Below are 24,621 nucleotides of genomic sequence, written 5' to 3'. Positions count from 1 at the left end.
GTTCGTTTTTATTTGACTTTAAAAAGTGCCGCTGTTACACTGATTATTGTGCTTTGGCGGGCTAGCCCGCCCTGGTGTCCGGAGGGCTGCGTACATAAGAAATCCGTACCGAGCCCATATTACAAGTGGAAACAGCTTCGCTGTCCTTATAAAGGGACGGCGGGTTTCAGCGTGGAAATAGAAGGATAATTTATAGCTTAATCATGATAATTTATAGCTTAATCATGATAATTTATAGCATAAGCATATAAATTCTTCTATTTTGAAAAATAATGGTGCTTGCTAGCACCTACGGAGGAATGAACATGTCAACGGTAGTCGTCGTGGGAACACAATGGGGAGACGAAGGCAAAGGAAAGATCACGGATTTTCTGGCAGAGAGTGCAGATGTGGTCGCTCGGTATCAAGGGGGTAACAATGCCGGTCACACGATTCTGATTGACGGGAAGAAGTTCAAGCTCAGCTTGATTCCATCAGGTGTATTTTATAAAGAAAAAACTTGTGTTATCGGCAACGGAATGGTTATCAATCCAGAGGCCCTGATTCAAGAAATTAATTATATTCATGAGAATGGCTTTGATACGAAGAACCTGGTGATCAGCGACCGCGCTCATGTCATTATGCCTTATCATATGCTGCTGGATGCGCTTGAAGAAGACCGCAAGGGTCCGAACAAAATCGGAACCACACGCAAGGGAATTGGCCCGTGCTACATGGATAAAGCAGCCCGCAACGGTATCCGGATTGCCGATCTGATGGACGCCGAGGAATTCGAACTGAGACTTCGTCCGTTGATGGAAGAGAAGAATCAGGTTATCACTCAGGTATATGGTGCAGAGCCGCTGGATGTAGAAGAAATTCTGACCAAATATCTGGAGTATGCAGAAGTGCTGCGCGGTTATGTGACGGATACTTCGGTAGTGCTGAATGATGCTATTGATGCAGATTCCAGAGTATTGTTCGAGGGTGCACAGGGTGTAATGCTTGATATTGACCAGGGTACTTATCCGTTCGTCACTTCATCCAATCCTTCCGCAGGCGGTGTCTGCATCGGTTCAGGCGTAGGCCCGTCTAAGATCAAACAGGTTATTGGTGTGGCTAAAGCCTACACTACCCGTGTTGGCGACGGTCCGTTCCCTACAGAACTGAACGATGCCACTGGTGATTATATCCGTGAAACAGGCCACGAGTACGGTACTGTAACCGGCCGCGCACGCCGTGTGGGCTGGTTCGACAGTGTAGTTGTGCGTCATGCCCGCCGCGTCAGCGGAATCACGGGTCTGTCCCTGAACTCGCTGGACGTGCTGAGCGGCCTCGAAACCGTCAAGATCTGCACAGGCTACAAGTTCCGCGGAGAGATCATTACGCATTACCCGGCCAGCCTCAAGATGCTCGCGGAATGCGAAGCTGTCTATGAAGAGCTTCCAGGCTGGAGCGAAGATATTACAAGTGCGAAGACCCTGGACGATCTGCCTGCTAACACTCGCAAATATGTGGAACGTGTATCAGAGCTGACAGGTATTCCGATCTCTATCTTCTCCGTAGGCCGTAACCGGGAACAGACGAATCAGGTACTGCCAATCTATATCTAGATTGAAGCAGAATGAATATGAATTACAGGAGCAGGGGCCTCGGAGGAGGCTCCTGTTTTTGTGTTTTGGCAGCTGTTAAGCGGCCTTTCTAGGGATAACAGAGGTTTCCCGGGCCGGGTTCTAGTCAATACTGGGAGAATAGGATCACCAAGGACTGATTCTCCGGAGTTGAATAGAGCAGGGCATAAGGGAGCGATGACGATGAAACTAATGAAACGGACACTTGGCATATGTCTGATTGTTGTACTGGCCAGCGGGTTGTCCATGCTGACGACTGCGTATGTGGTCAATACGTATATCCAGTCGGTGCTGGCGGGCTTTGATATTAAGGTAGACGGGCCTGAGCCGGGTATGCTTGGCTTCGTGAAGAGTCTGACGGGGATGGGAAGCAGCAGTTCCTCGTCTACGGATCCTAAGGATACTAAGGATACAATTAAAGAGGCAGACTCAAGCAAGGTGGACGGAGAAAAAGGAACTGGCGGAGATTCCCCCGCGAGTGAAACCGGGGATAAGGTGGACGAAACGGTGCCTGAGGATGCGCTGCCTGTAATGGGACAAGCGGCGGCCGGAGAAGAACAGAGTGACCGTGCACTGGATCAGGAGCTGGTAATGACGCCAGGCGCACTAAACGACTTGAAGGAGAATCTTCCCGCTGATGAGAAATCCAATATCTTCAATATTCTGATGAATAAGCTCCCGCAGGAGGAAATGCTAAAAATTTCCTCGGCTATGGAAGGCGGGTTGACAGAGAGTGAAGTAAAGGAACTGCAGGAGATCATTGCGAGGTATGTGGATGAGGAGGAATATGAGTCCTTAATGAAAATGCTTACACCTGATTCTGCACCCTCCACGCAAAATTAAAAAATGTCACTTTTTGGACACGGTATATCTGTTTAAAACGCATATTTTGGGATTAAACCCGCGATTTTCGCGGGTTTTGTTGTGTGAAGAAAGTTGAAATTTTTCTTCAGGCTATGGTACAGTAAAAAAGGACTATGAGGGGTTAATATTTTGTAACCTTTTCCGGGCCCAAAAAAGCAGCAATATTCATACTCATGCAAACAGATAAATAGATGACGTACAACATATAAAAGGGGCTCTAAAAATAAGTTTATCCGCTAAGGCGGACCGTATGGGCGGACTGAAAGGGAGAGTTTCATGAAAGGTTTTAAGTTTATGCGCCGGATGGGGAAACTGCGGAACAGCGAAGAAACATCCGCAGGGTCAGGTGCAGCAGGTCAACAGGGCAATAGCACTGCCAGCGAAACCCGGGTCTTTCAGCCGGAAACCAAACCACGCAGACTCCGGCGTTCATGGATTGTTGCCACTGCCGGTCTGGTTCTTCTGACTACCTTTTTAGTCGGAGCGGAGAAGAAACATGTTGCGGCGAATACAGTAACCTACTACAAGGTGCTGGTGAAAGGTGAAGAGATCGGAACTTTAAGTCAGGATTCGGACCTTAACAAGCTGTTTGAAGCGAAGAGACGGGAATATCAGCTTAAGTATCCGGATTCCGTCATGGTGCTGCAAACCAGCGGTATCACGACAGAGGTAGCCGAGGCGTACAAACCGGAGATCGACAGCGAAGCTACACTGGACAAGCTGGACGGCATGCTCAAAGCCTATGCGGTAGGCGTGGAATTGACGGTTGATGGCAAACCGCTCGGGATCGTGAAGGATCAGGAGACGGCAGCCGCGGTACTCGAGGCCGTGAAGGCGCATTATACTCCGCAGGCTGCAGCCACTGGCGCGAAGCTGATGAAGACGGCGGCCAAGACGACAGCAGCAGCACCAGCTAAGGCAGACCAAGTGGAATCGGCGGCCATCCGCGAGGAAGTCAGCATTGTTCCGGTCAAGGCAGACCCCAACAAGGTGCTTAGTGTAGAGGAAGCCGTGAAGGTGCTGACCGAAGGCAAGGAAGAGCCGCTGGTCTACTCGGTTCAGGAAGGAGACACGGTCTCTGCGATCGCTTCCAGATTCCAGATTACCCAGGCCGATATCTTCCGCAACAATCCCGCGGTCAAGGAGCTTAGCCTGCAGATCGGGGATCAGTTGCAACTGACGGTTCCCCAGCCTGATCTTACGGTCGTAACTGTGGAGCAGGTAACTGAACAAGTAGTTACAGAGCCTGAAGTCATTGTACGCAAAAGCGATCAGCTGGCGGCAGGCAAAAGAAAGGTGGTCCGTGCCGGCCAGACGGGACTTAAGACGATGCAATACAGGCTGACCAAAGAAAATGGACTGGTGGTCAAAGAAGAATGGCTCGGACAGACGGTTGTAAAGGCTTCGCTGCCTGAAGTGGTCTATTCGGGCACCAAGGTTGTCGGTGAAGGAACGGGAATGTTCGCCTGGCCGGTTACCGGAGCTACGATATCCAGCAGTTACGGCGAGCGTTGGGGACGTACACATAAGGGACTGGATATTGTATCCGGCAACCGTACAATCAAAGCCGCTGATGCCGGTACGGTAAGCTTTGCCGGTGTGCAGAGCGGATACGGTAATGTGGTTATCGTCAATCACAACAACGGATACGTTACTTACTACGGGCACTTAAGCAGAATCTCCGTCTCCGTCGGCCAGAAGCTTGGACAGGGCAGCCAAATAGGCATTATGGGCAACACCGGCCGCTCAACCGGAACACATCTGCACTTCGAAATCCGCAAGAATGGAACAGCGGTCAACCCTATGAAATATCTGAAATAATATATATATTTTAAGCTCCGCTTATAGAATGGCCAGCCGTCCGGATAATTTCGGGCGGTTTTTATTTAGTTAGATGTGACGCCCGTACAGGTATGTTAAAATAAAGGAATCAAGGACCTGAGTATCGTTAGAAAGGTGAAGCTGAGCATATGCAAATGGGCACGATTCTGGTAGTGGATGATGAACAACCTATTGCTGATATATTGAAATTCAATCTGGAAAAAGAGGGCTATGAGGTTATCTGTGCGTTTGACGGCAACAGTGCGGTTGAGCTGGCCCTGTCCAGACGCCCCGACCTGATGCTGCTCGACCTGATGCTGCCCGGCAAGGACGGGATGGATGTGTGCCGTGAGGTACGCTCTGCACATCTGGATATTCCGATCATCATGCTGACCGCCAAGGACGGAGAAATTGATAAAGTGCTGGGCCTGGAGCTGGGCGCCGATGACTATGTAACCAAGCCGTTCAGTACGCGTGAGCTGCTGGCCAGAGTCAAAGCCCAGATGCGCCGCCAGCATAAGCCGGCCTTGTCCGAAACGCCGAACGAAAGCGTGGAGAGCAAGCAAGGGGTATATCATTTCGGCTTATTCATCGACACGGATATGTATTTGGTCTACAAGGACGGCGAGCCGCTGGATCTGACGCATCGTGAATACGAGCTGCTGTATTATATGATTCGCCATGCCGGCAAAGTAATGACCCGGGAGCATCTGCTGCAGGCCGTTTGGGGCTTCGAATATTTCGGTGATGTGCGGACCGTGGATGTAACGATCCGCCGGCTCAGAGAAAAAATTGAGGAGAATCCCAGCAAGCCGGAATATATATTCACACGGCGCGGACTCGGTTATTTGATGCATAGCCCCAAAAGCGGAGGGCTGTGATGAAAGCACTGTCCTTTTTCCGGACGATTCAGGCCAGGCTTATTGTAATTTATGTGCTGCTGATTCTGATTGCGATGCAGCTGATCGGCGTATACTTTGTCAGCTCCATGAAGAATTCCCTGACCGATAATTTCACCAAGGATCTGAAGGCGCGTGCAGAGATGCTCTCGATCCTTACCGCCGACAAGTTCGGGAGTGAGACGGGCACGGCAGATGAAGAATCTGCTGTAGAAAGCCTGCGGGGCATGGTGAACAATCTGTATATTAACGGCGCAGAAATTCAGGTGCTGGATGCGAGCGGCAAGATTATTACCACCTCTGTTCCTTCACAGAATGATTATGTGGGCCGGCGCAATACGCAGACGGTTGTCAGCCGTGCCTTGCAGGGTATCAGTGACAACGAGGAATATATCATTGCGGATGACAACGTGCGCAAGAAGGTTGTAGCCAAGCCGGTGATTTCCGGTGATAAGGTCGTAGGGGCGATCTATATCGCCGCAGATATGAAGGATCTATATGCCACCATGAGCCGGATTAACAGCGTATTCCTCTCGGGGCTGCTGCTGGCGCTCGCGCTGACAGCGGTGCTGGGGGTTATACTCGCGCATACGATTACCCATCCGATAAAAGAAATGACCAAGCATGCCACTGCGGTGGCAGAAGGCCGCTTCAACCGGAAGGTCCCCGTATTCGGCAACGATGAGATTGGCCAGCTGAGCCAGGCATTCAACTATATGACGGACAGACTGCGCGAAGCGCTGTCGCAGAATGAAGAGGAGAAGGAGAAGCTGTCCTCCATCCTCGCGAATATGAGTGATGGTGTGGTAGCGACAGATGAGAGCGGCGCAGTCATTCTGATGAACACCCGCGCCGCCCTGATGCTTGGAGCGGAAGGGCCGCTTCCGGAGGGAGCGCCGCTCGATGAGCTGCTCGGCCTTGACCATGAGCAGTCCGGATCGCTGGCCCAGGGCAATGCGCAGTCGGCAATGCTCCATCTGTCTCCGATGGGCGGAGAGGACCCGAATATCGTGAGGGTCACCTTCACCCCGATCCACCGGCGCGATGGCGGCCGGATCGCCGGGACGATTGCGGTGCTGCAGGATGTCACCGAGCAAGAGAATCTCGAGGAGTCGCGCCGTGAGTTCGTAGCGAATGTATCGCATGAGCTGCGGACGCCGCTCACCACCATTAAGAGCTATGCGGAGGCGCTGGATGACGGTGCGCTGGATGATCCGCAGCTTGCCGTGCGGTTCGTCGGGGTTATCCGCAACGAAACGGAGCGGATGATCCGCCTGGTCACCGATCTGCTGCATCTGTCACGCCTGGATTCGAAGGAGTCCAGTCTGCGTATTCAGCAGACAGATATCTCCGAGATGCTGGAGGATGTGGCGGACCGCTTCTCCTTCCAGATCCGCCAGAAGCGGATTCATATCAGCACGAGAGTGCATAAGGAGGTAGCCGCTGCCTGGCTGGACCGCGATCAGATTGATCAGGTGCTGGGCAACCTGGTCTCCAATGCCTTGAAATATACGCCTGAAGGCGGAACGATCCGGCTTGAAGCCCATAAGACTGAGGATGGCATGCTGGCCGTTTCGGTACGCGATTCCGGGATCGGAATTCCGAAGAAAGATATTGAACGCATCTTCGAACGCTTTTACCGGGTCGATAAAGCCCGCTCCCGGAACATGGGCGGAACGGGTCTCGGGCTGTCCATTGCCCGGGAAATTGTCAAAGCGCACGGCGGCTCCATTTCCCTGCAGTCTGAGCTGAATGAAGGCTCTCTGGTAACGTTCACGCTGCCTTTGATGAAGCATAGGGGGAGTGAGGCGTGAAGGAGAAAATTAAGTCATGGATGCTGTTCCTGCTTATACTCGGAAGCCTTGTGGAGAGCTATTACTTAATTTACAGGCTGCCGGGCAGTGATTCGGCGGTATTGTCGGAGAGCCAATATGTGAAGACCGATATTATGGGACCTAAAGAGAAGGTAGAGAACCTGCTCTACCCGGATAAAATGATCATTCATATGGGAGAGGACAAGCACACGCTTTTCTATCCCAGCTCAACCTTCTATAATCTGATTCTGAACCGGCTGAAGGGGCGCAGCTTCGAGAGCTTCCAGCGCCGCTCCGTGCAGGATTTCGACTGGAATAAGATCCGCAGCGAGAATCCGGGCATTGAGCTGTCCTTCGGGGCAGGCATTCCGGTAACGCTGCTGCAGCGGGTGATGCAGATCTCGCCGGATTCGCTGTTTGAAGGAGAGAGCATCGACCGGATCTGGATTTACAATATCAAAAATGATTCCAAAGCGCATGCCATCTTCTTCAGCACACGCGGTGATATTGTGTATGAGGCGGCCAAAGCCGACCTGACGGTTCAGGATGTGCAGCAGCATGTGGATTTCGGCAAGAATCTGACGCCTTATACCGCTGTGAACGGCGAGTATTATGTCCCGGAAGCAGCAATTCCGCTGGTTGAGGTAGTGATGCCTGCGGGTATGTATACCATTGAGCAAATGCAGAGCAATCTGTTCTTCGATGCAGGCAGCACAAGATATATTCCTGAGAAGGACGGCTCCAAAATCTACACCGACAGCAAACGAAGCCTGCAGGTGGACCAGGAGCAGAACTGGATGAGCTATAGTGATCCTGCAGCACCTCCGGACGGGGACAGCACACCGGCGAAGGATGCGCTGGAGGCGGTGGAATTCGTCAATAACCATGGCGGCTGGAACGGAACCTACAGGCTGGCTGCGACAGAAGAAGGCCGGCAGGACCGCAAGGTGTCCTTTCAGCAATATTACGGTGCCTATCCATCTGGCTCCTATCCGATTATGAGTAATCCTCAGCTCCAGTACGGTGTGATCCATCTGGAGCTGCAGCAGGGGACTGTATCCTCTTATGAGCGCTCCCTGATGTATATGGATGAAGAGAAGTCCGAGAAAACAATTGTTGAGCTGTCCGGGGGTGAAGCGCTGAAGCAGCGGCTGGCCCGGATCGGCAGCTCCTTGCGGGTCACCGATCTGACGCCCGCCTATATGCCTACGCTGACTGAGGAGAAGCTGCAGCTTCGTCCGGTCTGGCGCGTGACGCTCAGTGACGGCAGTGTGCTGACGCTGAATTAGATTAGAGGAAAGCAAAGCTGATTTAACAAAAGGCGTGGAGGATCGAAGCGGGATTTTGGAACTGTAGGAGCGGTGGCCACCGCCTTTGTCTGCGGATATCCACCGCGAAAAGCGGTTGAATTAAAGAAATCTGTAGACGGGCAGCGGCCGGAAGTCCAATATTCACCGTAGTGACGTCTTAGCCTTACGTTGTTATCTGAGGAGGAAACGGTATGGACTGGGGAAGAGCCAAAAGTGTATTAATCTACGCCTTTCTGGTGCTGAATCTGCTGCTATGCTATCAGCTATGGATAGACGTGCGCGATCAGGTCAGCGCGGGGCTTGATTTCACTTCCCTGTCCGCAGAAACGCAGGCGGTGATGGAGGAGAAGGGCATCCGGCTGCTGTGTCCGATTCCGGCTGCCACTCCGCAGCTGCCGGATATCACGTACCGCTACTCCGGAGAAGAACAGAATGAAGTGCCGGTGAAGCTTAATGAGCCGATCGACAGCAAGCTGATGTATTCCTCGTTCTCCGAGCTGAGCGGTCTGCTGGAGAGCCAGATAACAGATATCGCGAATTACCGCTTTGATTCACAGGAGAGCGAGGTGGGCAAGTTCGTGCTTCATCCGCTGGTGGACAATAAGTGGTCGCTGTTCAGGGTAAGGCTGGAGCTGATCAACAGCGATCAGAAGATTGTGGCGTACCGCTGGCCGCAGATTGAGATCGGTGCAAGCCGGAGTGATAATCTGCAAAAGGTACTTCCGGCCTCACAGGCGCTAAGCAGCCTGATCGAGAAGTATTTTCCGGCCGATTCTGCGGTGAAGGAGATTGAGCTTGGTTATTACGGCGAATTGTTCAATTCCGAGAGTCAGGTGGCTTCGCCGATGTGGCGGTTTATGCTGGAGAACGGCAGTGCCTATTACGTGGATGCGATAAGTGCGGACATTATCAGTCCCAAGACAACAGAGTAGAAGGAGCAGGAGAGATATGGGGATTTCATTTACAGTACTGTCCAGCGGTTCTACCGGGAATGTGACGGTGGTGCGTAACGGCGAGACCACGCTTATGATCGATGCGGGCCTTAGCGCCAAACGGATAGATGAGCTGCTGGCGATGCGTGAGCTGACAGGAGCAGAGTTAGACGGAATTCTTGTGACCCATGAGCATTCTGATCATATTAAAGGGCTTGGGGCGATGGCGCGCAAATATGATCTTCCGATCTATGCGAATACCAATACCTGGGGAGCGATAGAGAAGGGGATCGGGAAGATTGCCGAGCATAACCGGGTCATTATGGAAACCGGGCAGCACCGGGATTTCGGCAGTATGCGGGTAGAGTCGTTCGCGATTTCCCATGATGCGGCGGAACCGGTAGCCTACAATTTCTATGACGGCAAAGAGAAGCTGTGCGTAGCCACAGACCTCGGGTATGTCAGCGACAAGGTAAGGACGGCAATATCGGATGCCGATGTGCTCGTGCTGGAATCGAATCATGATATTGAGATGCTGCGGATGGGGCGTTACCCGTGGAATACGAAGCGGCGGATTCTTGGCGATCTGGGGCATCTGTCCAATGAGGCGGCGGGAGCAGCGCTCAGCGAGATTCTGACGGGGCGGACCAAACGCACCTATCTGGCTCATTTGAGCAGAGACCACAACATGATGGATCTGGCAAAAATGTCTGTACGCGGGGCAATGGAGGACCGGGGCTGCTTCTTCAAAGACAGCGAGTTCAGGCTCTGTGACACCTACTATGACCGGCCTACGCCATGGGATAAGGTGAGCCAGTCATAAGGCGGTCCACTTCAGTGATTTTGTGCTCCAGCTCCTGGCGGGAGAACAGCCCTTTGTCTATCAGCAGCTCGATCATCGCACTTTGGACAAGAATCAGGTGGTAGTGTTCATCCTTGAGATCACCCAGCTTGCCGATAAACTGTACCAGATCCATACTTGTTGAGAATGACTCCATAGTCCGGCCCTCCTTTTGAAATGAATTTGTAGCGGGAATGTTAAAAATTCGCATCTTTTTTAACACAGAAAAAATGTGGGCGGCGGTGCTGCCTGTGATACAATCATATAGACCGTTCCTTTAAAGTTATGGGCTGTTGCTGCTTCTAATTCTAGTGTAGTCTTTTAGGTTGCAAAATATTCCGGATACAAGCTTATAAACTTTTTAGTAGGTTGCAAGAATAGGAGAGCCCCCTTACGCTTAGAACCCACAGGTATGTGGTGAATGAATCAAGTGAAACCTTTTAGCACTTTGTGAAGTCTAAGAGATATAGCGGTTAAGCTCGGGCGTGGTTGCTTGGCGTTCAGGTCTTGAATGCGGTGGCAATAGAGGGGAGAGGATTTAACGTGGGATTGTTTGATGATGATTTCTATTCAACCAAGGTGTCGCGGCGCAGAGCCGGCAAACAGGGTACCTCCAAAGGATACGCCGAAGGGAAATGGTCTGTCCGCAGATCACGGCGTTCGCTGGCAACATGGCAGGTATCGCTGATCAGCTCCGTATGCAGTGCGGTTGTGGCTGTGTTGCTGTTCAGTCTGGTGACGGGACAGTTCACCGAGGAGAAAGCACAGGCCCCGGCAGTCATTGACAAGGTGGCTGTGAGCAGTGCCGATCCATTTGACCGGATTATTCAGGCTGCTGCGCTTGTCCGCCCGGCGGCAGTAAGCATCATTAACCATAAGGAAGACAACAAGGAACTTAATATTCTCGATGAGTCTGCATTAGGATCGGGAGTTATCTATAAAAAAGATGAAGATAAGGCATATATCATTACCAATAATCATGTGATTGAAGGCTCCAGCAAGCTGGAGGTTGTTACCGTGGATGGTGTGACCCGCAAGGCAGAGCTGGTCGGTGCCGACAAGGTGAGTGATATCGCAGTGCTTTCTATTGATTCCAAAGGTATCAACACGGTTGCGCAGATCGGGGATTCCTCCAAACTGCGTCTGGGTGAGACGGTCATTGCGATCGGTAACCCGCTGGGCCTCGGCGATACGCTGACCTCTGGCATTGTGAGCAATACAGAGCGGACGATCCCGGTATCTCTGAACCAGGATGGGGTATACGACTGGGAGCAGGAGGTTATCCAGACCGATGCTGCCATTAATGAAGGCAACAGCGGAGGCGCACTGGTTGACCTGGACGGCAAAGTGATCGGCATCAACACGATGAAGATTTCGGATACGGGTGTGGAGGGGCTGGGATTCGCGATTCCTGCCAACCATGTAATGGAGACAGCGGATGAGCTTGCGGCTAACGGGAAAATTGCCCGTTCCTACCTGGGCGTGTACTCTGTAGATTTGAATAATCCGTATGTACCGCTTGCTGAAGACCAGCGCAAAGAGCTTAACCTTCCAACTACGGTAACCGACGGGGTTGTAGTATTGGATGCAGTGGGTCCGGCTAAGGATGCAGGCCTGCAATTCAATGATGTAATTACCAAGTTTGATGATAAGTCGATTACATCCACCTTGTCCCTGCGCAAATATCTGTACGACCATACCAAGATCGGGGATGATCTGCAAATTACATTTTACCGCAATGGTGAAGTGAAGCAGGTGACGGTACAACTTCTTGAGAAACCCGAGGAATAAAACCGGAAGCCGCCGTATATAATAATAAGGCAGTCAGGATAACGGAAACGGTTCATGCCGTCCTTTTATGCAAAATTTAAGAGGACGGAGCCCGTTTCAAGTCCAAATTAATGGGGTAAACAATGATATCGGCTATAAATATTACTATTTAGACCAACTGGTAACCCTTACATTGGGAAGAAGACCTTATAAGGGAAAAAACGGAGAAATTCGGATGGGACAGCTTGCCTTTGTTAATAAGGTGTGGTAACATGAAATTATTCATACAATTGATACCTAATTCTCGCATTGAAAAGGGCTGTCAAATGAATCACAACCTTTCTCAATGTGTGAATTTTTTCTTTGTCTGAAGATAAAAAGAACATATTAATTTAAATTTGTGGAGGTAACACACATGCAAACAGGTACAGTTAAATGGTTCAACGCAGAAAAAGGATTCGGTTTCATCGAAGTTGAAGGCGGAAGCGACGTATTCGTTCACTTCAGCGCAATCACTGGCGACGGCTTCAAAACTTTGGACGAAGGCCAACGCGTTGAATTCAACGTTGTTCAAGGCAACCGCGGACCACAAGCCGAAAACGTTGTAAAACTGTAATTAATAGAAGGTGCCGTCCCCGCTTGTGAAAGTTGGGACGGTCTTTTTTTATCGTTACTCAGCTTGTAACATAAAGGAAGGGAGGAACGGCAATGAACTACCGGAAGAAGCCTTTGGAGGAAGTACCGGAAGAAAATACCGCAATATGGGCCTGTACCAACGATGGATGTAACGGATGGATGAGGGATAATTTCGCATTTGAGCATGCGCCTTCTTGCCGTCTCTGTCATTCCCCGATGGTTCGTAGCATGAAGATGCTGCCGCAATTGCTTAATTCGAATGGCGATCTCAAATCGCTTAAGAAAGGTATTTCCATTACCTAAACCAATGCCTTTATGAACCAAGACAACTATAAATGATGGACAAATCCAAGACGGTGAAACCGTCTTATTTTTTTTGCTTTCTTTATGTAATATTGTGATATTTGTCACAAATTTATTGAATTTCATGCTCAAACAGGGTGTATAATGTGATAATTATCACACTTTAGGCCCTGAAAATTTGACAGAATAGACATATCGAATGGGGAGAAGGAAGGGGAGAAATATGGATACAGTAATGCTGTCGCGTATACAATTTGCGTCGACGACGATTTTTCATTATTTCTTTGTGCCGGTATCAATCGGACTAGCGCTCTTAATTGCTATTATGGAGACCATGTACGTTAGAAAAGGCAATGAAGAGTACAAAAGAATGGCGCAATTCTGGGGGAAGCTGTTCCTCATTAACTTCGCAGTAGGCGTAGTGACAGGGATATTGCAGGAGTTCCAGTTCGGAATGAACTGGTCTGACTATTCGCGCTTCGTCGGTGATGTTTTTGGAGCCCCGCTAGCTATTGAAGCCTTATTGGCATTCTTCCTGGAGTCCACGTTCATCGGAATCTGGATCTTCGGCTGGGATAAGGTATCCAAGCGTATTCATCTATTATCGATTTGGCTGGTAGCCTTCGGAACGATGCTCTCGGCATTCTGGATTCTGGCCGCCAACTCGTTCATGCAGCATCCGGTAGGTTTCCAGATCAACAACGGACGGGCTGAAATGAATGATATCTTCGCACTGATTACAAACGGTCAGCTGCTGGTGGAGTTCCCGCATACAGTGCTTGCCGCATACGCTACAGGCGCATTCCTGGTAACGGGGATCAGTGCTTATAAATTGCTTAAGAAGCAGGACGTGGCCTTTTTCCGTAAATCGTTCGAGATCGCGGCCATTGTCGGTATTATCTCTTCATTTGGCGTAGCTGTTGCCGGACATGCCCAAGCGCAGTATCTGGTTGAAACACAGCCAATGAAGATGGCTGCTTCTGAAGGGCTATGGGGTGAGAGCGGCGACCCGGCGCCATGGACAGTCTTTGCTAATATCGATACAGAGAATCAGACCAGCAGCGGAGAGGTGCAGATTCCGTATCTCCTCAGCTTCCTGTCTTACAGTAAATTCTCCGGTGAAGTTAAGGGTATGCTGGAGCTCCAGAAGGAGTACGAATTAGCGTATGGACCTGGAGATTATATCCCGCCTGTCAAAACAACCTTCTGGAGCTTCCGGATCATGGTTGCGGCAGGCTCGCTAATGATTGCACTTGGTGTGTATGCCATCTACCTCATGTGGCGCAAGAAGATGGACAAACCCAATACCTGGTTCATGCGGTTCATGTTCTGGGGGCTGCTGCTTCCACCGATTGCCAACACGTCAGGCTGGATTATGACGGAGATCGGGCGTCAGCCATGGACAGTATTCGGACTTATGACTACGGAAGACAGTGTATCACCTAATATTACAAGCGGACAGGTGTTGTTCTCGGTGATTTCGTTTACCGCAATCTATGCCATACTGGGTGCGGTAATGATCGGCCTGTTCATCAAGGTTATCAAAAAAGGTCCTTATGCTATGGATAACGAACACGGTGAATCCCACGATCCGTATAACAAGGAGGACTAACCCATGTCACTTAATGAATTATGGTTTCTGCTGATTGCGGTGCTGTTTGTCGGGTTCTTCTTCCTTGAAGGCTTTGACTTCGGTGTAGGAATGGAGACGCAGATTCTGGCCAAGAATGATACAGAGCGCCGGATACTGATTAATTCCATCGGTCCGTTCTGGGATGCGAATGAGGTATGGCTGATTACGGGAGCGGGCGCGATGTTTGCCGCCTTCCCGCATTGGTATGCGACGCTGTTCAGCGGATTCTATATCCCGTTTGTGTTCGCCCTGCTGGCGCTGATTGCCCGCGGTGTTGCCTTTGAATTCAGAGGTAAACGCGATTCGAAGACGTGGCAGAAAACCTGGGATGTCTGCATCTTCTTCGGCAGCTTCCTGCCGCCGTTCCTGCTGGCTGTGGTGTTCGCCAGCTTCATCAAAGGCTTGCCGATTGACGGGGATATGCAGATGTATGCCGGTTTCTTCGATATCGTAAATGCCTATACAGTTGTAGCGGGAATTACAGTAGTCCTGCTGTGTCTGGTACATGGACTGATGTTCACTACGCTCCGCACCCTGGGAGACTTGCAGGAGCGGGCCCGTAAGCTGGCCCAGAAACTGCTGATTCCTCTGGCAGTGCTGCTGGTGGCCTTCGTTATTATGACGTACAACATGACAGATATCTTCGACAAACGCGGAACCCTGCTATGGATTGTAGTTGCTCTAGGCGTAGTTGCTTATCTGCTCTCCGGATACTTTATGACCAAGAAGAAGGATGGTTATGCCTTCGGAATGACCGGGGCTGTAATGGCGCTGTCGGTAGCTTCGATCTTCATCGGACTGTTCCCGCGGGTGATGATCAGCTCGCTGGATCAGGCGTTCAACCTGACGATTACGAATGCCGCTTCCGGCCACTATTCACTGAAGGTAATGACGATCGTTGCCTTGACGCTGCTGCCATTCGTGCTTGGCTATCAGATCTGGAGTTATTTCATCTTCCACAAACGGGTTCACGAGAAGGAGCATCTTGAATACTAATGAATAAAAATTTGCTTGGGTACAAAGGAGTAAAGCCTGTCTTTCTGATTGTCGGCTTCCTTACCCTGGTGCAAAGCCTGTCCATTCTTCTGCTGGCGAAATCGCTGGCCGAAGTTGTCTCTGCGCTGTTTGCGGGAGAACCGCTGAAGGAACAAGGGGCTAAATCGCTCTTGTTCCTTCTTGCGTTTCTCGTGCGCCATGCCTGTGCCATGCTGATGAGCCGCACATCTTACCGCTTCGCGGAAGCTACCGGCAGCAGCATACGGAGACAAATGATGGACAAGCTGTTCCAGCTGGGACCGAGGCTGGCAGGTGACCGGGGAACCGGGAATGTGGTCACACTTGTGCTTGAAGGAGTAACCAAGTTCCGCACCTACCTGGAACTGATTATTCCGCGGATGGTCGGTATGGCGGTAACACCGGCTCTGCTGCTTGTCTATGTATATACCCAGGATACCTCCAGCGGTGTCATTCTTACCTTAACGATGCCGATCATCATTGTCTTCATGATTCTGATCGGTATGACGGCCCGCAAGCAGATGGACCGTCAGCTGAAGTCCTATCGTACGCTTTCCAATCATTTCGTGGATTCGCTGCGCGGGCTGGAAACCCTGAAATTCCTGGGGCGCAGCCGCAGCCATAGCGAGAGTATAGCAGCGGTCAGCGACCGCTACCGCTCGGCCACGATGCGTACGCTGCGAGTGGCTTTCCTGTCTTCATTCGCAATGGACTTCTTCACCATGCTATCGGTGGCATCGGTAGCGGTAAGCCTCGGACTGCGTCTGGTCAATGAGCAGATGACACTGGTTACGGGGTTAACGATCCTGATTCTGGCCCCGGAATATTTCCTGCCGGTGCGGCTGGTGGGCGCGGACTTCCATGCCACACTCGACGGCAAGGAGGCCGGAGAGGCGATGAAGAGTATTATTGACCGTGAGGCCGTGCAGGCGAAGCTGCTGGAGCCGGGGGAACAGGAAGCTATACAGGGTGGCAAGGCTCCGGGAGCGTTTTTCACGTGGAACAATAACAGCTCTTTACGGCTTAACGAAGTTAGCGTCAAATATGAAGAAGAAGGCGCATCCTCGCTCGAAGAGGTGCAGCTTGAATTCAACGGATATGCGAAGATCGGCATTATCGGGGAGAGCGGGGCAGGCAAGTCTACACTCGTGGATATCCTGGGCGGCTTCCTTCATCCGACCTCCGGCAATATCACGATTAACGGAAATGGGGTCAGTGCGCTTACGGATGAGGAATGGCGCAAGCAGACCGCTTATATCCCGCAGCGTCCTTACATCTTCAGCGGCACACTGGCTGACAATGTGCGGTTCTATTATCCGGAGGCTACGCAGGAAGCTGTTGCGGCAGCACTGGAGTCTGCCGGATTATCGAAGCTGGTATCTTCGCTGCCGGGCGGCTTGGATGAAATGATCGGGGGCGGCGGACGTTCGCTAAGCGGCGGACAAGAGCAGCGTGTGGCACTGGCACGTGCTCTCTTGAGCAGCCGCCCGGTTATGCTGCTGGATGAGCCGACGGCTCACTTGGACATTGAGACAGAATATGAGCTGAAGGAAACGATGCTGCCGCTGTTCGAAGGCAAGCTGGTATTCCTGGCTACGCACCGCCTGCACTGGATGACCGACATGGATCTGATTGTCGTCATGCAGCAGGGACGGGTAGCCGAAGTCGGCACACACAGTGAGCTGACAGCCCGTAAGGGTGCTTACTATGAGCTTATTCAAAGTCAATTGGAGGGAATCCATTGAAACGTGAAGGATGGTTTGCTCCCTATTACTCTGCCTACTTCTGGCGGTTCGTGCTGATCATTGCATTAGGCGCACTGACGATCTTCTCGGCGTCTTCCCTGATGTATACCTCAGGCTTCCTGATCTCGAAGGCATCGATTCCGCCGGAAAATATACTGATGATCTATGTACCAATTGTCGGCGTGCGTACTTTCGGGACAAGCCGGGCCGTCATCCACTATGTGGAGCGGCTCGTAGGACATGATACGATTCTTCGCATTCTCTCGAAGATGCGGATCCGGCTCTACAACATTCTGGAGCCGCAGGCCTTGTTCCTGTCCTCGCGCTTCAAGACCGGGGATATTCTCGGCATGCTGGCCGACGATATCGAATATCTGCAGAATGTGTATCTCCGCACGGTCTTCCCGAGCATCATCGCACTCCTGATCTATGCGGTAGCCGTTATTTCGCTCGGCACGTTTGATCTGGCGTTCGCCCTGCTTATGGGCCTGTACATGCTGATCCTGGTGGCCGTATTGCCGCTGATCTCCCTGCTGTTCACCCAGAAGCGTCAGCGTCAGGTGAAGCTGGAGCGCAACCGGCTGTATCAGAAGCTGACCGATGCCGTGCTGGGTCTGGGCGACTGGGTCATCAGCGGACGGCAGAGCCAGTTCGTCGACACCTATGAGGCCGACGAGCAGACCGTCGCCCGCACGGACGGTGCGCTGCGGCGCTGGGCGCGGCTGCGCATGTTCATCGGCCAAGCCGTTGTCGGGCTTGGCGTGCTGTCCCTGCTCTACTGGGCAGGCGGGCAGTATGCCGATGGAGCGATTGCCGGAACGCTGATTGCCGCGTTCGTGCTCGTCGTCTTCCCGGTAGCGGAAGCCTTCCTGCCGGTATCGGAGGCCGTGGAGAAAATTCCGCAATACCGGAATTCACTGGAGCGCTTGGAGGGGGTGGGAGCAGCGGAGGGAGCTGTGCCGCCCGCGGCCGAAGCAGCCAAGAATGCAGAAGCCAAAGCGAAGGCGGCTGCCGCTGTGCAGGCGATTCAGGCCAGCCGGCAGGCCCATATTGAACTGAAGTCGGCGGGCTACCGCTATACGGCGGGAGACGACTGGTCAGTGCAGAATATGACGCTGAACCTGCCGCAGGGCCGGAAGGTTGCTGTGATTGGCCGCAGCGGAGCCGGTAAATCGACGCTGCTCAAGATGGTGCAAGGCGTGATCACGCCAACCATCGGCTCCGCGACGATTAACGGAATTGACGCTGCGGCTTACGGTGAGCGGATTCCGCAGCTCATCGCCGTGCTGAACCAGAGCCCGCATCTGTTCGACACCACGGTGGCGAACAATATCCGGCTCGGGGACCCCGGGGCTTCGGAGGCAGCGGTTAAGCAGGCGGCAGCCCTGGCGAAGCTGGATCCATTGATCTCTTCGCTGCCGGAGGGGTACAACACTCCGGTACGCGAAGCAGGGCAGCGCTTCTCCGGCGGAGAGCGCCAGCGGATCGCACTGGCCCGTATTCTGCTGCAGAATACGCCGGTCGTTGTGCTCGATGAGCCAACGGTTGGCCTTGATCCGCGCACAGAGCGCGAGCTGCTGGCTACCATGTTCGAGGCGATGGCGGGCAAGACGCTGATCTGGGTTACCCATCATCTGGTGGGTGCGGAGCAGATGGACGAGGTGATTTTCATGGAGAATGGCCTGGTGGAGATGCGCGGCACCCATGCGGAGCTGATGGAGCGGGAACCGCGTTACCGCAAGCTGTATGAGCTGGACCGGCCAAGCCAATTCAATTCATAAATGTGCGGACGGCAAATAAATATGGATAAATCAAGAAGCTCTTTCCGCCCGGTTGCCGGGTAGAGAGAGCTTCTTTGATGTAGGAATAGCTGCATAATGTGCAATTATAAACGGCGATTAGTCGCAATTGCAGACTATAACTGTAGTTCATACAACTAAATCTGCCCGAATTCGCTAATGCGGTCTTTATAAGGCCGCTTAAGTGTACAGAATACAATTAAACGGATGCGGGGGCGGAAAACAGACCTTTAGTTGTACGAAGTGCAGTTAAAGCGCAACAGATGTACCGAAGGCGGGATAGCTGTATCTCTGCTGTGCTTCAACAAGCGATTGTCAAAAGTAGAATTGACTGCGTGTAATCAGAAGGGGGACCCGCCCGTTATATACCGTACTGCTCCGATACCCAATCCGCGAACATGGCATAGTCTTTCTCTACCTGCCCGGCATAGCCGTAAGCCCACTCTGCGATATAACGGGCAAAGGTATCAGAATCGGGACCCATGGCCTTGGCGATCTCCTGCTCACTGTGATAGTCGAGAATACCCTTGTCGACATCGGCATCGGCGCGGGCATGCATTTTAGCGGTCAGGCTGCCCATCTGCTGGATAACTACGGTCAGCTCGTCCATGTCTGCGATATTCTCCAGCTTCAGACTTTTTTTGTACGGGGAACGCTCTCTGACATAGAACTCCCGGCCGTCCACCGTTAAGAAGCCGAGGTAGGGATCAGCCTTGTGATGCATCGCCTGCTGGGTCGCGGATACACGTTTGCCCTGATGGGCAAAGGATTGCCAGAACGAATCCGAGTAGGGCAGGAAATAGGCGGGAACGGGAACACGGACTTCTTTTACCTCGAGTACCGTATCGTCGGTCCCGGCCTGCTCCATGCCGCCTTCAATGAGAATATAATAGCGGTCCAGTCCGATGGAAGCCGTTCCCGAGCCGCGCTTGACCGCGATGTCCTTGATCCGGAAATGCTCCTCGTTCAGGCTGCGTGTAACTACTGTCTGTGTATAGAAGCTCCAGGCCAGCTCCAGCTGTGCCTGCTCGGCAGCTCCGGGAATCAGCAGCTCCGAGGTCTCGAGGAATACCCGGCTGGTCTGCATCTGGGCAGTGACCTTCTCCAGGAAATGACTCTGCCGGCGTTTCTCCAGCTTGCGGAGCAGCTTCTTGACGGGGCCTTTGGCCGTATCCTCATCCAGGACGAAATTTCCGGGATTGTCTTTACCATCACAAAAGCGGTGAATTTGACGGTAATACGCCTCCGCATAACTCCGGCTCAGCTTAAGCTGTTCTGTCTGACCCAGCCCGAGCTGCCTGCCGGCAAGCGCAATACTGACCGCCATTCGCAGCAGATCGTACAGATAAGAGCCGACATACCCCTCGTCAAAATCATTCACATCATACACAATCTCCCCGTCTTCACTGCGGAAAGCGCCGAAGTTCTCGAAATGCAGGTCCCCTTGAATCCATGTAGGGCGGCCGGGTGAGCTATGGTAAGGGAAGTACTGCCGTGTCGTGTCAAAATAAAACAGATAGGCGCTGCCCCGGTAGAAGGAAAAGGCATTTTGCGCCATTTTGGTATATTTCTCCGTTCTTCGGTCAGGAGATAGGGCCATGATGCTGCCGTCGAACTCGTCAAAAATAGAAATCAGCAAATCCTTGCGCAGCTTTGAACGTGTACGTATGACTCCTTCGGTAATAGACTGGTTAACCATGCGGTGCTCCTTTCCGGAAATCGGTTATGGCTTGGTATATTGGTATAGTTGATTATATCTAATATTTCCATGGACTTCTAATTTGGCAGGCGTGATATACTGAAGTGGATTTTGCAGCAAGGATTATGGCGGGACGGGGTGGAAGCATGTGAGGATGAATTGTTCCTGCGACTATAGATAAGGGGATGTTAGAAGATGCAATTAACATGGGATCTGGACCGGATCTATCCCTCCTTCCAGTCGGAGCAATTTCAGCAGGACCGCAGGCTGGTGGAGACACTTGCAGGGGAGCTGAATACATGGTCAGCCTCGCAGATGAATAGCGCTCAGGATGCTGCTAGTGTGATGGGAGAGTTCCTTAGACAATATAATGCTTATCAACATATATATCTTCGTTTGTTCAGCTACGCGGAATTAAGGTTCAGTGCAGACAGCAGTAATACGGAAGCCGTTAATCTGATGGATGAGCTGGAGGAGGTTACTTACGGTGCGGGTGAAGCTTTAGTCAGCTTCAGCAAATGGCTGGCGAAGGTAAGCGCAGATGAACTGGAGCGGAGTATCGGGTCGAGCGCTTATCTGGAGCAGCACGGCTTCTACTTGCGCGAGCTTAAGAGTAAATCCGAGCATTTGCTCAGCGAGGAAGGGGAAGCGGTAATTGCCCGGATGCAGGCGACGGGGTCCAAGGCTTGGGAGCGGCTGTACATGCAGACGCTGTCTACCTTGCGGGTCGAGGCGGAGCTGGACGGGCTGAGCCGGAGTGTGTCGCTTGCCGAGCTGCGCAATCTTGCCTATGATCCCGATCTTGCGGTACGCCGGGCGGCGGCAGAAGCGGAGCATGAGGCCTGCCGCCGTGTAGCTGAGCAGAGTGCAGCCTGCATTAATGCCGTAACCGGGGAGGCTGCGGCCGTCTATGAGCTGAGGGGATATGCTTCACCACTGCATAAAGTGCTGGAAGCATCGCGGATGGATCAGAAGACACTTCAGGTGATGCTTCAGGCCATCGAAGAGAGCCTGCCGGACTTTCAGCGCTATTATGCCAAAAAGGCGGCGTTGCTGGGGCATGCGGGAGGGCTGCCTTTTTGTGATGTTTTTGCGCCTGTCGGGGCGGCGGAAGCTGCTGCGGAGCGCATCACTTATGCTGAGGCCCAGGCGATGATTATTGCCGGCTTCAGCAGGTTCAGCCCGGAGCTTGGCGCGTTCGCCCGTAAGGTGTTTGAGCAGCGCTGGATCGATGCCGAGCCGCGGAGCGGTAAAGGCAACTTCGGGATGTGCGTTGATATTTTCCCGGTTGGGGAGAGCCGGATCATTACCAGCTTCAATGGCAATTATATAGATGTGAGCGTGCTGGCCCACGAGATCGGTCATGCGTACCACAGCAGCCGCCTAGCTGGGGAAACGATGGTTAACACGGAATATCCGGTTCCGATTGCCGAGACGGCGTCGATTTTTTGTGAGAGTCTGATTCATGTGGAGCTGCTTCAGTCTCTGCCAGCGGGTGAAGCGGCTGCCATACTGGAGCGGAGTCTTTCAGATGCCGGGTATTATATCGTTGATTTCTATGCCCGGTATGGCTTCGAGAGCCGGTTATATGCCCGCAGGAAATCCGGTGCTCTGTCTGTGGAGGAGCTGAACGCGCTGATGATGGAATCCATGCATGCGGCTTACGGTGAAAGTGTGCTGCCGGACTCGATTCATCCTTACCAGTGGATCAGCAAAGCCGGGTATTATATGGCGGGTAATGAGTTCTTGAACTTCCCGTATTCCTTCGGATTATTGTTCTCCAAAGGGCTGTATGCGCAGTACAAGAAGCGGGGCGGGGCCTTCGTAGAACGCTATGAGCAGTTCCTCTCAGCGACCAGTACCATGAGCATTGCGGATGCCGCGAAGCTGATGGATATCGATGTACATTCACTGGCATTCTGGCAGGATGCGCTCGGGCTGATTGCCGGGGATATTGATAAGTTTACGGGACAGGGATAAGGACGGATTTTTGCGCTGCGGAAGGTTCCTTTTTGCCGGGAAATGTGGTAGAACAGTAGTAGAAGTATACACCGAAGCGGCACAGAAAGGGATGCTTGATTGAATGTATGTAGTGTGTAAGGAACACGTAGAGCTGGCCATCGACAAATTTGTGGACGAATACGAGGATGCACCCGATGTAGTGGATCTGAAGGAGACGGAGTTCTCGGACTGGGACCCGCCGGCGAAATGTGCGGAATGCGAGCAGAATGCGGAATATCTGGTGGTCTGAGGACTGCTGTAATTAAAAACACCCTGTAGCCGTGAAGGCTGCGGGGTGTTTGGGCTTTCCGGGTTCTGCGGGCAGAGAGAGTGCGTAAGCTTTTTAGGCGTCTGCTGCTTCCGCCATTTCGGCCAGCGAGCTGCTCTGGCTGCTGCGCCCATATATAAAGGCTGATACAATTGCGACGATTGCCGCAATGGATAATCCCCAGTAGATGTTGGAGTAAGCCGTCTGGAGCGGTAGACCACGTTGCCATTCCAGAGCGCTTGCGGCCATCGCCACGCTGAAGGCTCCGCTGAAGAACTGCAGCAGCTGGAACAGCCCCATTCCGGAGCCAATCTGCGAAGCAGGCAGAATGCGCGAGATTTCGTTCGATACGCTGCTGGACAGTACGGTGAACGAGAGACTCATAATCATATAGACGAGCATGACAGCAACCCACGACCGCCCGGCGAACAAGGCGAACAGTACGGTCGCGGCCAGTACCAGGAACGGTGCCAGGCGCAGAATTCCGGCATTGCCGTAGCGGTCAATGATCCGCCCCACGGTGCGGGAGACGAAGATCGCCAGCAGCGAGCCGGGGAAGATTACCAGTCCAGCATGGCTTGCGCTGAAGCCGAAGCGGTGAACCAGAATCTGCGGCAGCAGGAACAAGGTGGCGAAGCTGCACAGGTAGGAGGCGACACCAACCAGGGCCAGCACGAGATAGGACCGGTTACGGAACAGCGCCGGCATCACGAATGGATCAGGAGTGGTGCGGATTCGGCCGACAAACAAGATAATTGCTATAATTCCGGCGATCAGAGCAACCCACAGTCCGCTGGTCAGGAACAGCAGCAGACCGGTGGTGCCGACACCGAGGAACACACCGCCCAGGATGTCGAAGGAGCCGCGGGTAGGAACTTCCTTAGGCAGCAGGATCAGGAACAGCGGTACCAGGAGCAGAATAGCTGCCGTGACCGCGAACAGCCAGGTCCAGCCGAGATACTCAACGATGGAACCGCCTGCTACCGGACCGAGACCCAGTCCCAGCGAGACGGCGGACATGATTGTCGCCATTGCTTTGCCGCGGCGGGCCTGCGGGACATAGCGGGTGAACAGGACGAGCGATAAGGACATGACTGCGCCTGCCCCCGATGCCTGCAGAATGCGCACAATAAGCAGGAAGATAAAGTTGGTGCTGAAGAAACCGGCCACGGCAGCAAGCCCTAGCGTAAGCAGCCCGATAACCAGCAGACGGCGGATCGGCAGGAAGTCAGAGAGCCGGCTGTATGTGATTGAGGCAATAGAGAACATGATGGAATACCCGGTAACAATCCAGGAGGCGGATGCTGCTGTGATGCCGAAGGTCTCGGTCACATCAGGCAATGCCAGATTGAACATCGCTGTATTCATAATGACGAGAACAACAGCAACGCTGAATAGCAGAGTCAGCAGTCCTTCGCGTGGAAGAGTTGCCTGCGGAGCAGCGGTTGAATCGTTTGTACTGTCCTCAGAGGTATGTAATGAGGTCATTTAAGGGCCACTCCTTTGTTATTGGACTTATTTAAAATAAAAAACTAAACATTTTTATTTTATAGTTCGATTACTTACGAACAATTGAAATATAGCATGGGCTGATGTAAAATGCAATTAGGAAATAAACAAATCATCTGGAATTTAAAATATATAAATGAATGACAACTATTT

Annotated in this window: 20 protein-coding genes; 17 read left to right on the top strand and 3 right to left on the bottom strand. The window is 52.4% G+C overall.

The genetic code is table 11. The annotated features are described in order from the left end of the window. Positions 1-305: 305 nt before the first annotated feature. From NSQ73_RS30025 to NSQ73_RS29990, 8 genes are all read left to right on the top strand, one after another. Positions 306-1,592, top strand: a complete 1,287-nt coding sequence (locus tag NSQ73_RS30025) for an adenylosuccinate synthase (protein WP_042140589.1) — start codon at positions 306-308, stop codon at positions 1,590-1,592. Between the two features lie 201 nt (positions 1,593-1,793). After that, complete coding sequence (locus NSQ73_RS30020) at positions 1,794-2,453, top strand: hypothetical protein (protein WP_340989886.1); 660 nt, start codon at positions 1,794-1,796, stop codon at positions 2,451-2,453. Between the two features lie 297 nt (positions 2,454-2,750). Next, positions 2,751-4,295, top strand: a complete 1,545-nt coding sequence (locus tag NSQ73_RS30015; protein WP_340989884.1) for a M23 family metallopeptidase — start codon at positions 2,751-2,753, stop codon at positions 4,293-4,295. Positions 4,296-4,444: 149 nt separating this feature from the next. Then, on the top strand, positions 4,445-5,176 hold the full coding sequence (gene yycF / locus NSQ73_RS30010; protein ID WP_039295853.1) for a response regulator YycF: 732 nt from the start codon (positions 4,445-4,447) through the stop codon (positions 5,174-5,176). Beyond that, complete coding sequence (gene walK, locus NSQ73_RS30005) at positions 5,176-7,008, top strand: cell wall metabolism sensor histidine kinase WalK (protein WP_042140586.1); 1,833 nt, start codon at positions 5,176-5,178, stop codon at positions 7,006-7,008. The genes yycF and walK overlap by 1 nt, the downstream gene beginning before the upstream one ends. Next, the gene (locus NSQ73_RS30000; protein ID WP_340989882.1) at positions 7,005-8,297 is read left to right on the top strand and encodes a YycH family regulatory protein; all 1,293 of its coding nucleotides are present in this window, start codon (positions 7,005-7,007) and stop codon (positions 8,295-8,297) included. Before walK ends, NSQ73_RS30000 begins: the two co-directional genes overlap by 4 nt. A 212-nt stretch (positions 8,298-8,509) precedes the next feature. After that, complete coding sequence (yycI, locus tag NSQ73_RS29995; protein WP_076243730.1) at positions 8,510-9,250, top strand: two-component system regulatory protein YycI; 741 nt, start codon at positions 8,510-8,512, stop codon at positions 9,248-9,250. 16 nt (positions 9,251-9,266) lie between these two features. After that, on the top strand, positions 9,267-10,073 hold the full coding sequence (locus NSQ73_RS29990; protein WP_076243729.1) for an MBL fold metallo-hydrolase: 807 nt from the start codon (positions 9,267-9,269) through the stop codon (positions 10,071-10,073). Here NSQ73_RS29990 and NSQ73_RS29985 read toward each other — a convergent pair. Then, positions 10,042-10,248: a hypothetical protein gene (locus tag NSQ73_RS29985; RefSeq protein WP_039295868.1), complete on the bottom strand. Its 207-nt coding sequence runs from the start codon at positions 10,246-10,248 to the stop codon at positions 10,042-10,044. The two genes, NSQ73_RS29990 and NSQ73_RS29985, sit on opposite strands and share 32 nt — an antisense overlap. Before the next feature lie 386 nt (positions 10,249-10,634). Between NSQ73_RS29985 and NSQ73_RS29980 the strand changes: the two genes are divergently transcribed. The 7 genes from NSQ73_RS29980 to cydC all read left to right on the top strand — a co-directional run bounded on the left by NSQ73_RS29980 (position 10,635) and on the right by cydC (position 18,973). Continuing rightward, a complete protein-coding gene (locus NSQ73_RS29980; RefSeq protein ID WP_171717757.1) occupies positions 10,635-11,882 on the top strand; it encodes a trypsin-like peptidase domain-containing protein in 1,248 nt (415 codons plus the stop codon). A 394-nt stretch (positions 11,883-12,276) separates the two neighbouring features. Next, positions 12,277-12,477: a cold-shock protein gene (locus tag NSQ73_RS29975; RefSeq protein WP_019914582.1), complete on the top strand. Its 201-nt coding sequence runs from the start codon at positions 12,277-12,279 to the stop codon at positions 12,475-12,477. A gap of 92 nt (positions 12,478-12,569) precedes the next feature. Continuing rightward, entirely contained in the window at positions 12,570-12,800 is a 231-nt protein-coding gene (locus tag NSQ73_RS29970; protein WP_039295880.1) for a cold-shock protein, read from the top strand. Positions 12,801-13,023: 223 nt separating this feature from the next. Further along, positions 13,024-14,412 (top strand): cytochrome ubiquinol oxidase subunit I, encoded by a 1,389-nt coding sequence (locus tag NSQ73_RS29965; protein ID WP_171717756.1) that lies wholly within the window; start codon positions 13,024-13,026, stop codon positions 14,410-14,412. A gap of 3 nt (positions 14,413-14,415) precedes the next feature. Next, positions 14,416-15,429, top strand: a complete 1,014-nt coding sequence (cydB, locus tag NSQ73_RS29960) for a cytochrome d ubiquinol oxidase subunit II (RefSeq protein WP_340989877.1) — start codon at positions 14,416-14,418, stop codon at positions 15,427-15,429. Beyond that, positions 15,429-17,192, top strand: a complete 1,764-nt coding sequence (gene cydD, locus NSQ73_RS29955; protein WP_340989875.1) for a thiol reductant ABC exporter subunit CydD — start codon at positions 15,429-15,431, stop codon at positions 17,190-17,192. Before cydB ends, cydD begins: the two co-directional genes overlap by 1 nt. After that, a complete protein-coding gene (gene cydC, locus NSQ73_RS29950) occupies positions 17,189-18,973 on the top strand; it encodes a thiol reductant ABC exporter subunit CydC (RefSeq protein WP_340989874.1) in 1,785 nt (594 codons plus the stop codon). Before cydD ends, cydC begins: the two co-directional genes overlap by 4 nt. Before the next feature lie 379 nt (positions 18,974-19,352). Here cydC and NSQ73_RS29945 read toward each other — a convergent pair whose 3' ends face one another. Further along, positions 19,353-20,690, bottom strand: coding sequence for a DUF2252 domain-containing protein (locus NSQ73_RS29945; RefSeq protein WP_340989873.1), 1,338 nt, complete (start codon positions 20,688-20,690; stop codon positions 19,353-19,355). A 195-nt stretch (positions 20,691-20,885) separates the two neighbouring features. On the opposite strand from NSQ73_RS29945, the gene NSQ73_RS29940 reads away from it, so the two are divergent. Continuing rightward, on the top strand, positions 20,886-22,670 hold the full coding sequence (locus NSQ73_RS29940; RefSeq protein ID WP_340989871.1) for a M3 family oligoendopeptidase: 1,785 nt from the start codon (positions 20,886-20,888) through the stop codon (positions 22,668-22,670). Positions 22,671-22,773: 103 nt separating this feature from the next. Then, entirely contained in the window at positions 22,774-22,941 is a 168-nt protein-coding gene (locus tag NSQ73_RS29935; RefSeq protein ID WP_063776434.1) for a CxxH/CxxC protein, read from the top strand. 93 nt (positions 22,942-23,034) lie between these two features. Here the strand turns inward: NSQ73_RS29935 and NSQ73_RS29930 are convergent, their stop codons facing one another. Continuing rightward, the gene (locus tag NSQ73_RS29930; RefSeq protein ID WP_340989869.1) at positions 23,035-24,447 is read right to left on the bottom strand and encodes an MFS transporter; all 1,413 of its coding nucleotides are present in this window, start codon (positions 24,445-24,447) and stop codon (positions 23,035-23,037) included. Positions 24,448-24,621 lie beyond the last annotated feature (174 nt).

The sequence above is a fragment of the Paenibacillus sp. FSL R10-2736 genome (genome assembly GCF_038000245.1).
GTDB classification, from domain to species: domain Bacteria; phylum Bacillota; class Bacilli; order Paenibacillales; family Paenibacillaceae; genus Paenibacillus_AQ; species Paenibacillus_AQ phytohabitans.
Note: the sequence above shows the minus strand (reverse complement) of the source record. Positions and strands in the feature narration are given on the sequence as shown.

What these genes read in the sequence shown, in the direction of transcription:
- NSQ73_RS30020 (WP_340989886.1), top strand. Translation starts at nt 1,794, where the DNA reads ATGAAACTAATGAAACGGACACTTGGCATATGTCTGATTGTTGTACTG.
- NSQ73_RS29985 (WP_039295868.1), bottom strand. Translation starts at nt 10,248, where the DNA reads ATGGAGTCATTCTCAACAAGTATGGATCTGGTACAGTTTATCGGCAAG.
- yycI (WP_076243730.1), top strand. Translation starts at nt 8,510, where the DNA reads ATGGACTGGGGAAGAGCCAAAAGTGTATTAATCTACGCCTTTCTGGTG.
- NSQ73_RS29975 (WP_019914582.1), top strand. Translation starts at nt 12,277, where the DNA reads ATGCAAACAGGTACAGTTAAATGGTTCAACGCAGAAAAAGGATTCGGT.
- yycF (WP_039295853.1), top strand. Translation starts at nt 4,445, where the DNA reads ATGCAAATGGGCACGATTCTGGTAGTGGATGATGAACAACCTATTGCT.
- NSQ73_RS30025 (WP_042140589.1), top strand. Translation starts at nt 306, where the DNA reads ATGTCAACGGTAGTCGTCGTGGGAACACAATGGGGAGACGAAGGCAAA.
- cydB (WP_340989877.1), top strand. Translation starts at nt 14,416, where the DNA reads ATGTCACTTAATGAATTATGGTTTCTGCTGATTGCGGTGCTGTTTGTC.
- NSQ73_RS29945 (WP_340989873.1), bottom strand. Translation starts at nt 20,690, where the DNA reads ATGGTTAACCAGTCTATTACCGAAGGAGTCATACGTACACGTTCAAAG.
- NSQ73_RS29930 (WP_340989869.1), bottom strand. Translation starts at nt 24,447, where the DNA reads ATGACCTCATTACATACCTCTGAGGACAGTACAAACGATTCAACCGCT.
- walK (WP_042140586.1), top strand. Translation starts at nt 5,176, where the DNA reads ATGAAAGCACTGTCCTTTTTCCGGACGATTCAGGCCAGGCTTATTGTA.
- NSQ73_RS29935 (WP_063776434.1), top strand. Translation starts at nt 22,774, where the DNA reads ATGTATGTAGTGTGTAAGGAACACGTAGAGCTGGCCATCGACAAATTT.
- cydD (WP_340989875.1), top strand. Translation starts at nt 15,429, where the DNA reads ATGAATAAAAATTTGCTTGGGTACAAAGGAGTAAAGCCTGTCTTTCTG.
- NSQ73_RS29965 (WP_171717756.1), top strand. Translation starts at nt 13,024, where the DNA reads ATGGATACAGTAATGCTGTCGCGTATACAATTTGCGTCGACGACGATT.
- NSQ73_RS29990 (WP_076243729.1), top strand. Translation starts at nt 9,267, where the DNA reads ATGGGGATTTCATTTACAGTACTGTCCAGCGGTTCTACCGGGAATGTG.
- NSQ73_RS29970 (WP_039295880.1), top strand. Translation starts at nt 12,570, where the DNA reads ATGAACTACCGGAAGAAGCCTTTGGAGGAAGTACCGGAAGAAAATACC.
- NSQ73_RS29940 (WP_340989871.1), top strand. Translation starts at nt 20,886, where the DNA reads ATGCAATTAACATGGGATCTGGACCGGATCTATCCCTCCTTCCAGTCG.
- NSQ73_RS30015 (WP_340989884.1), top strand. Translation starts at nt 2,751, where the DNA reads ATGAAAGGTTTTAAGTTTATGCGCCGGATGGGGAAACTGCGGAACAGC.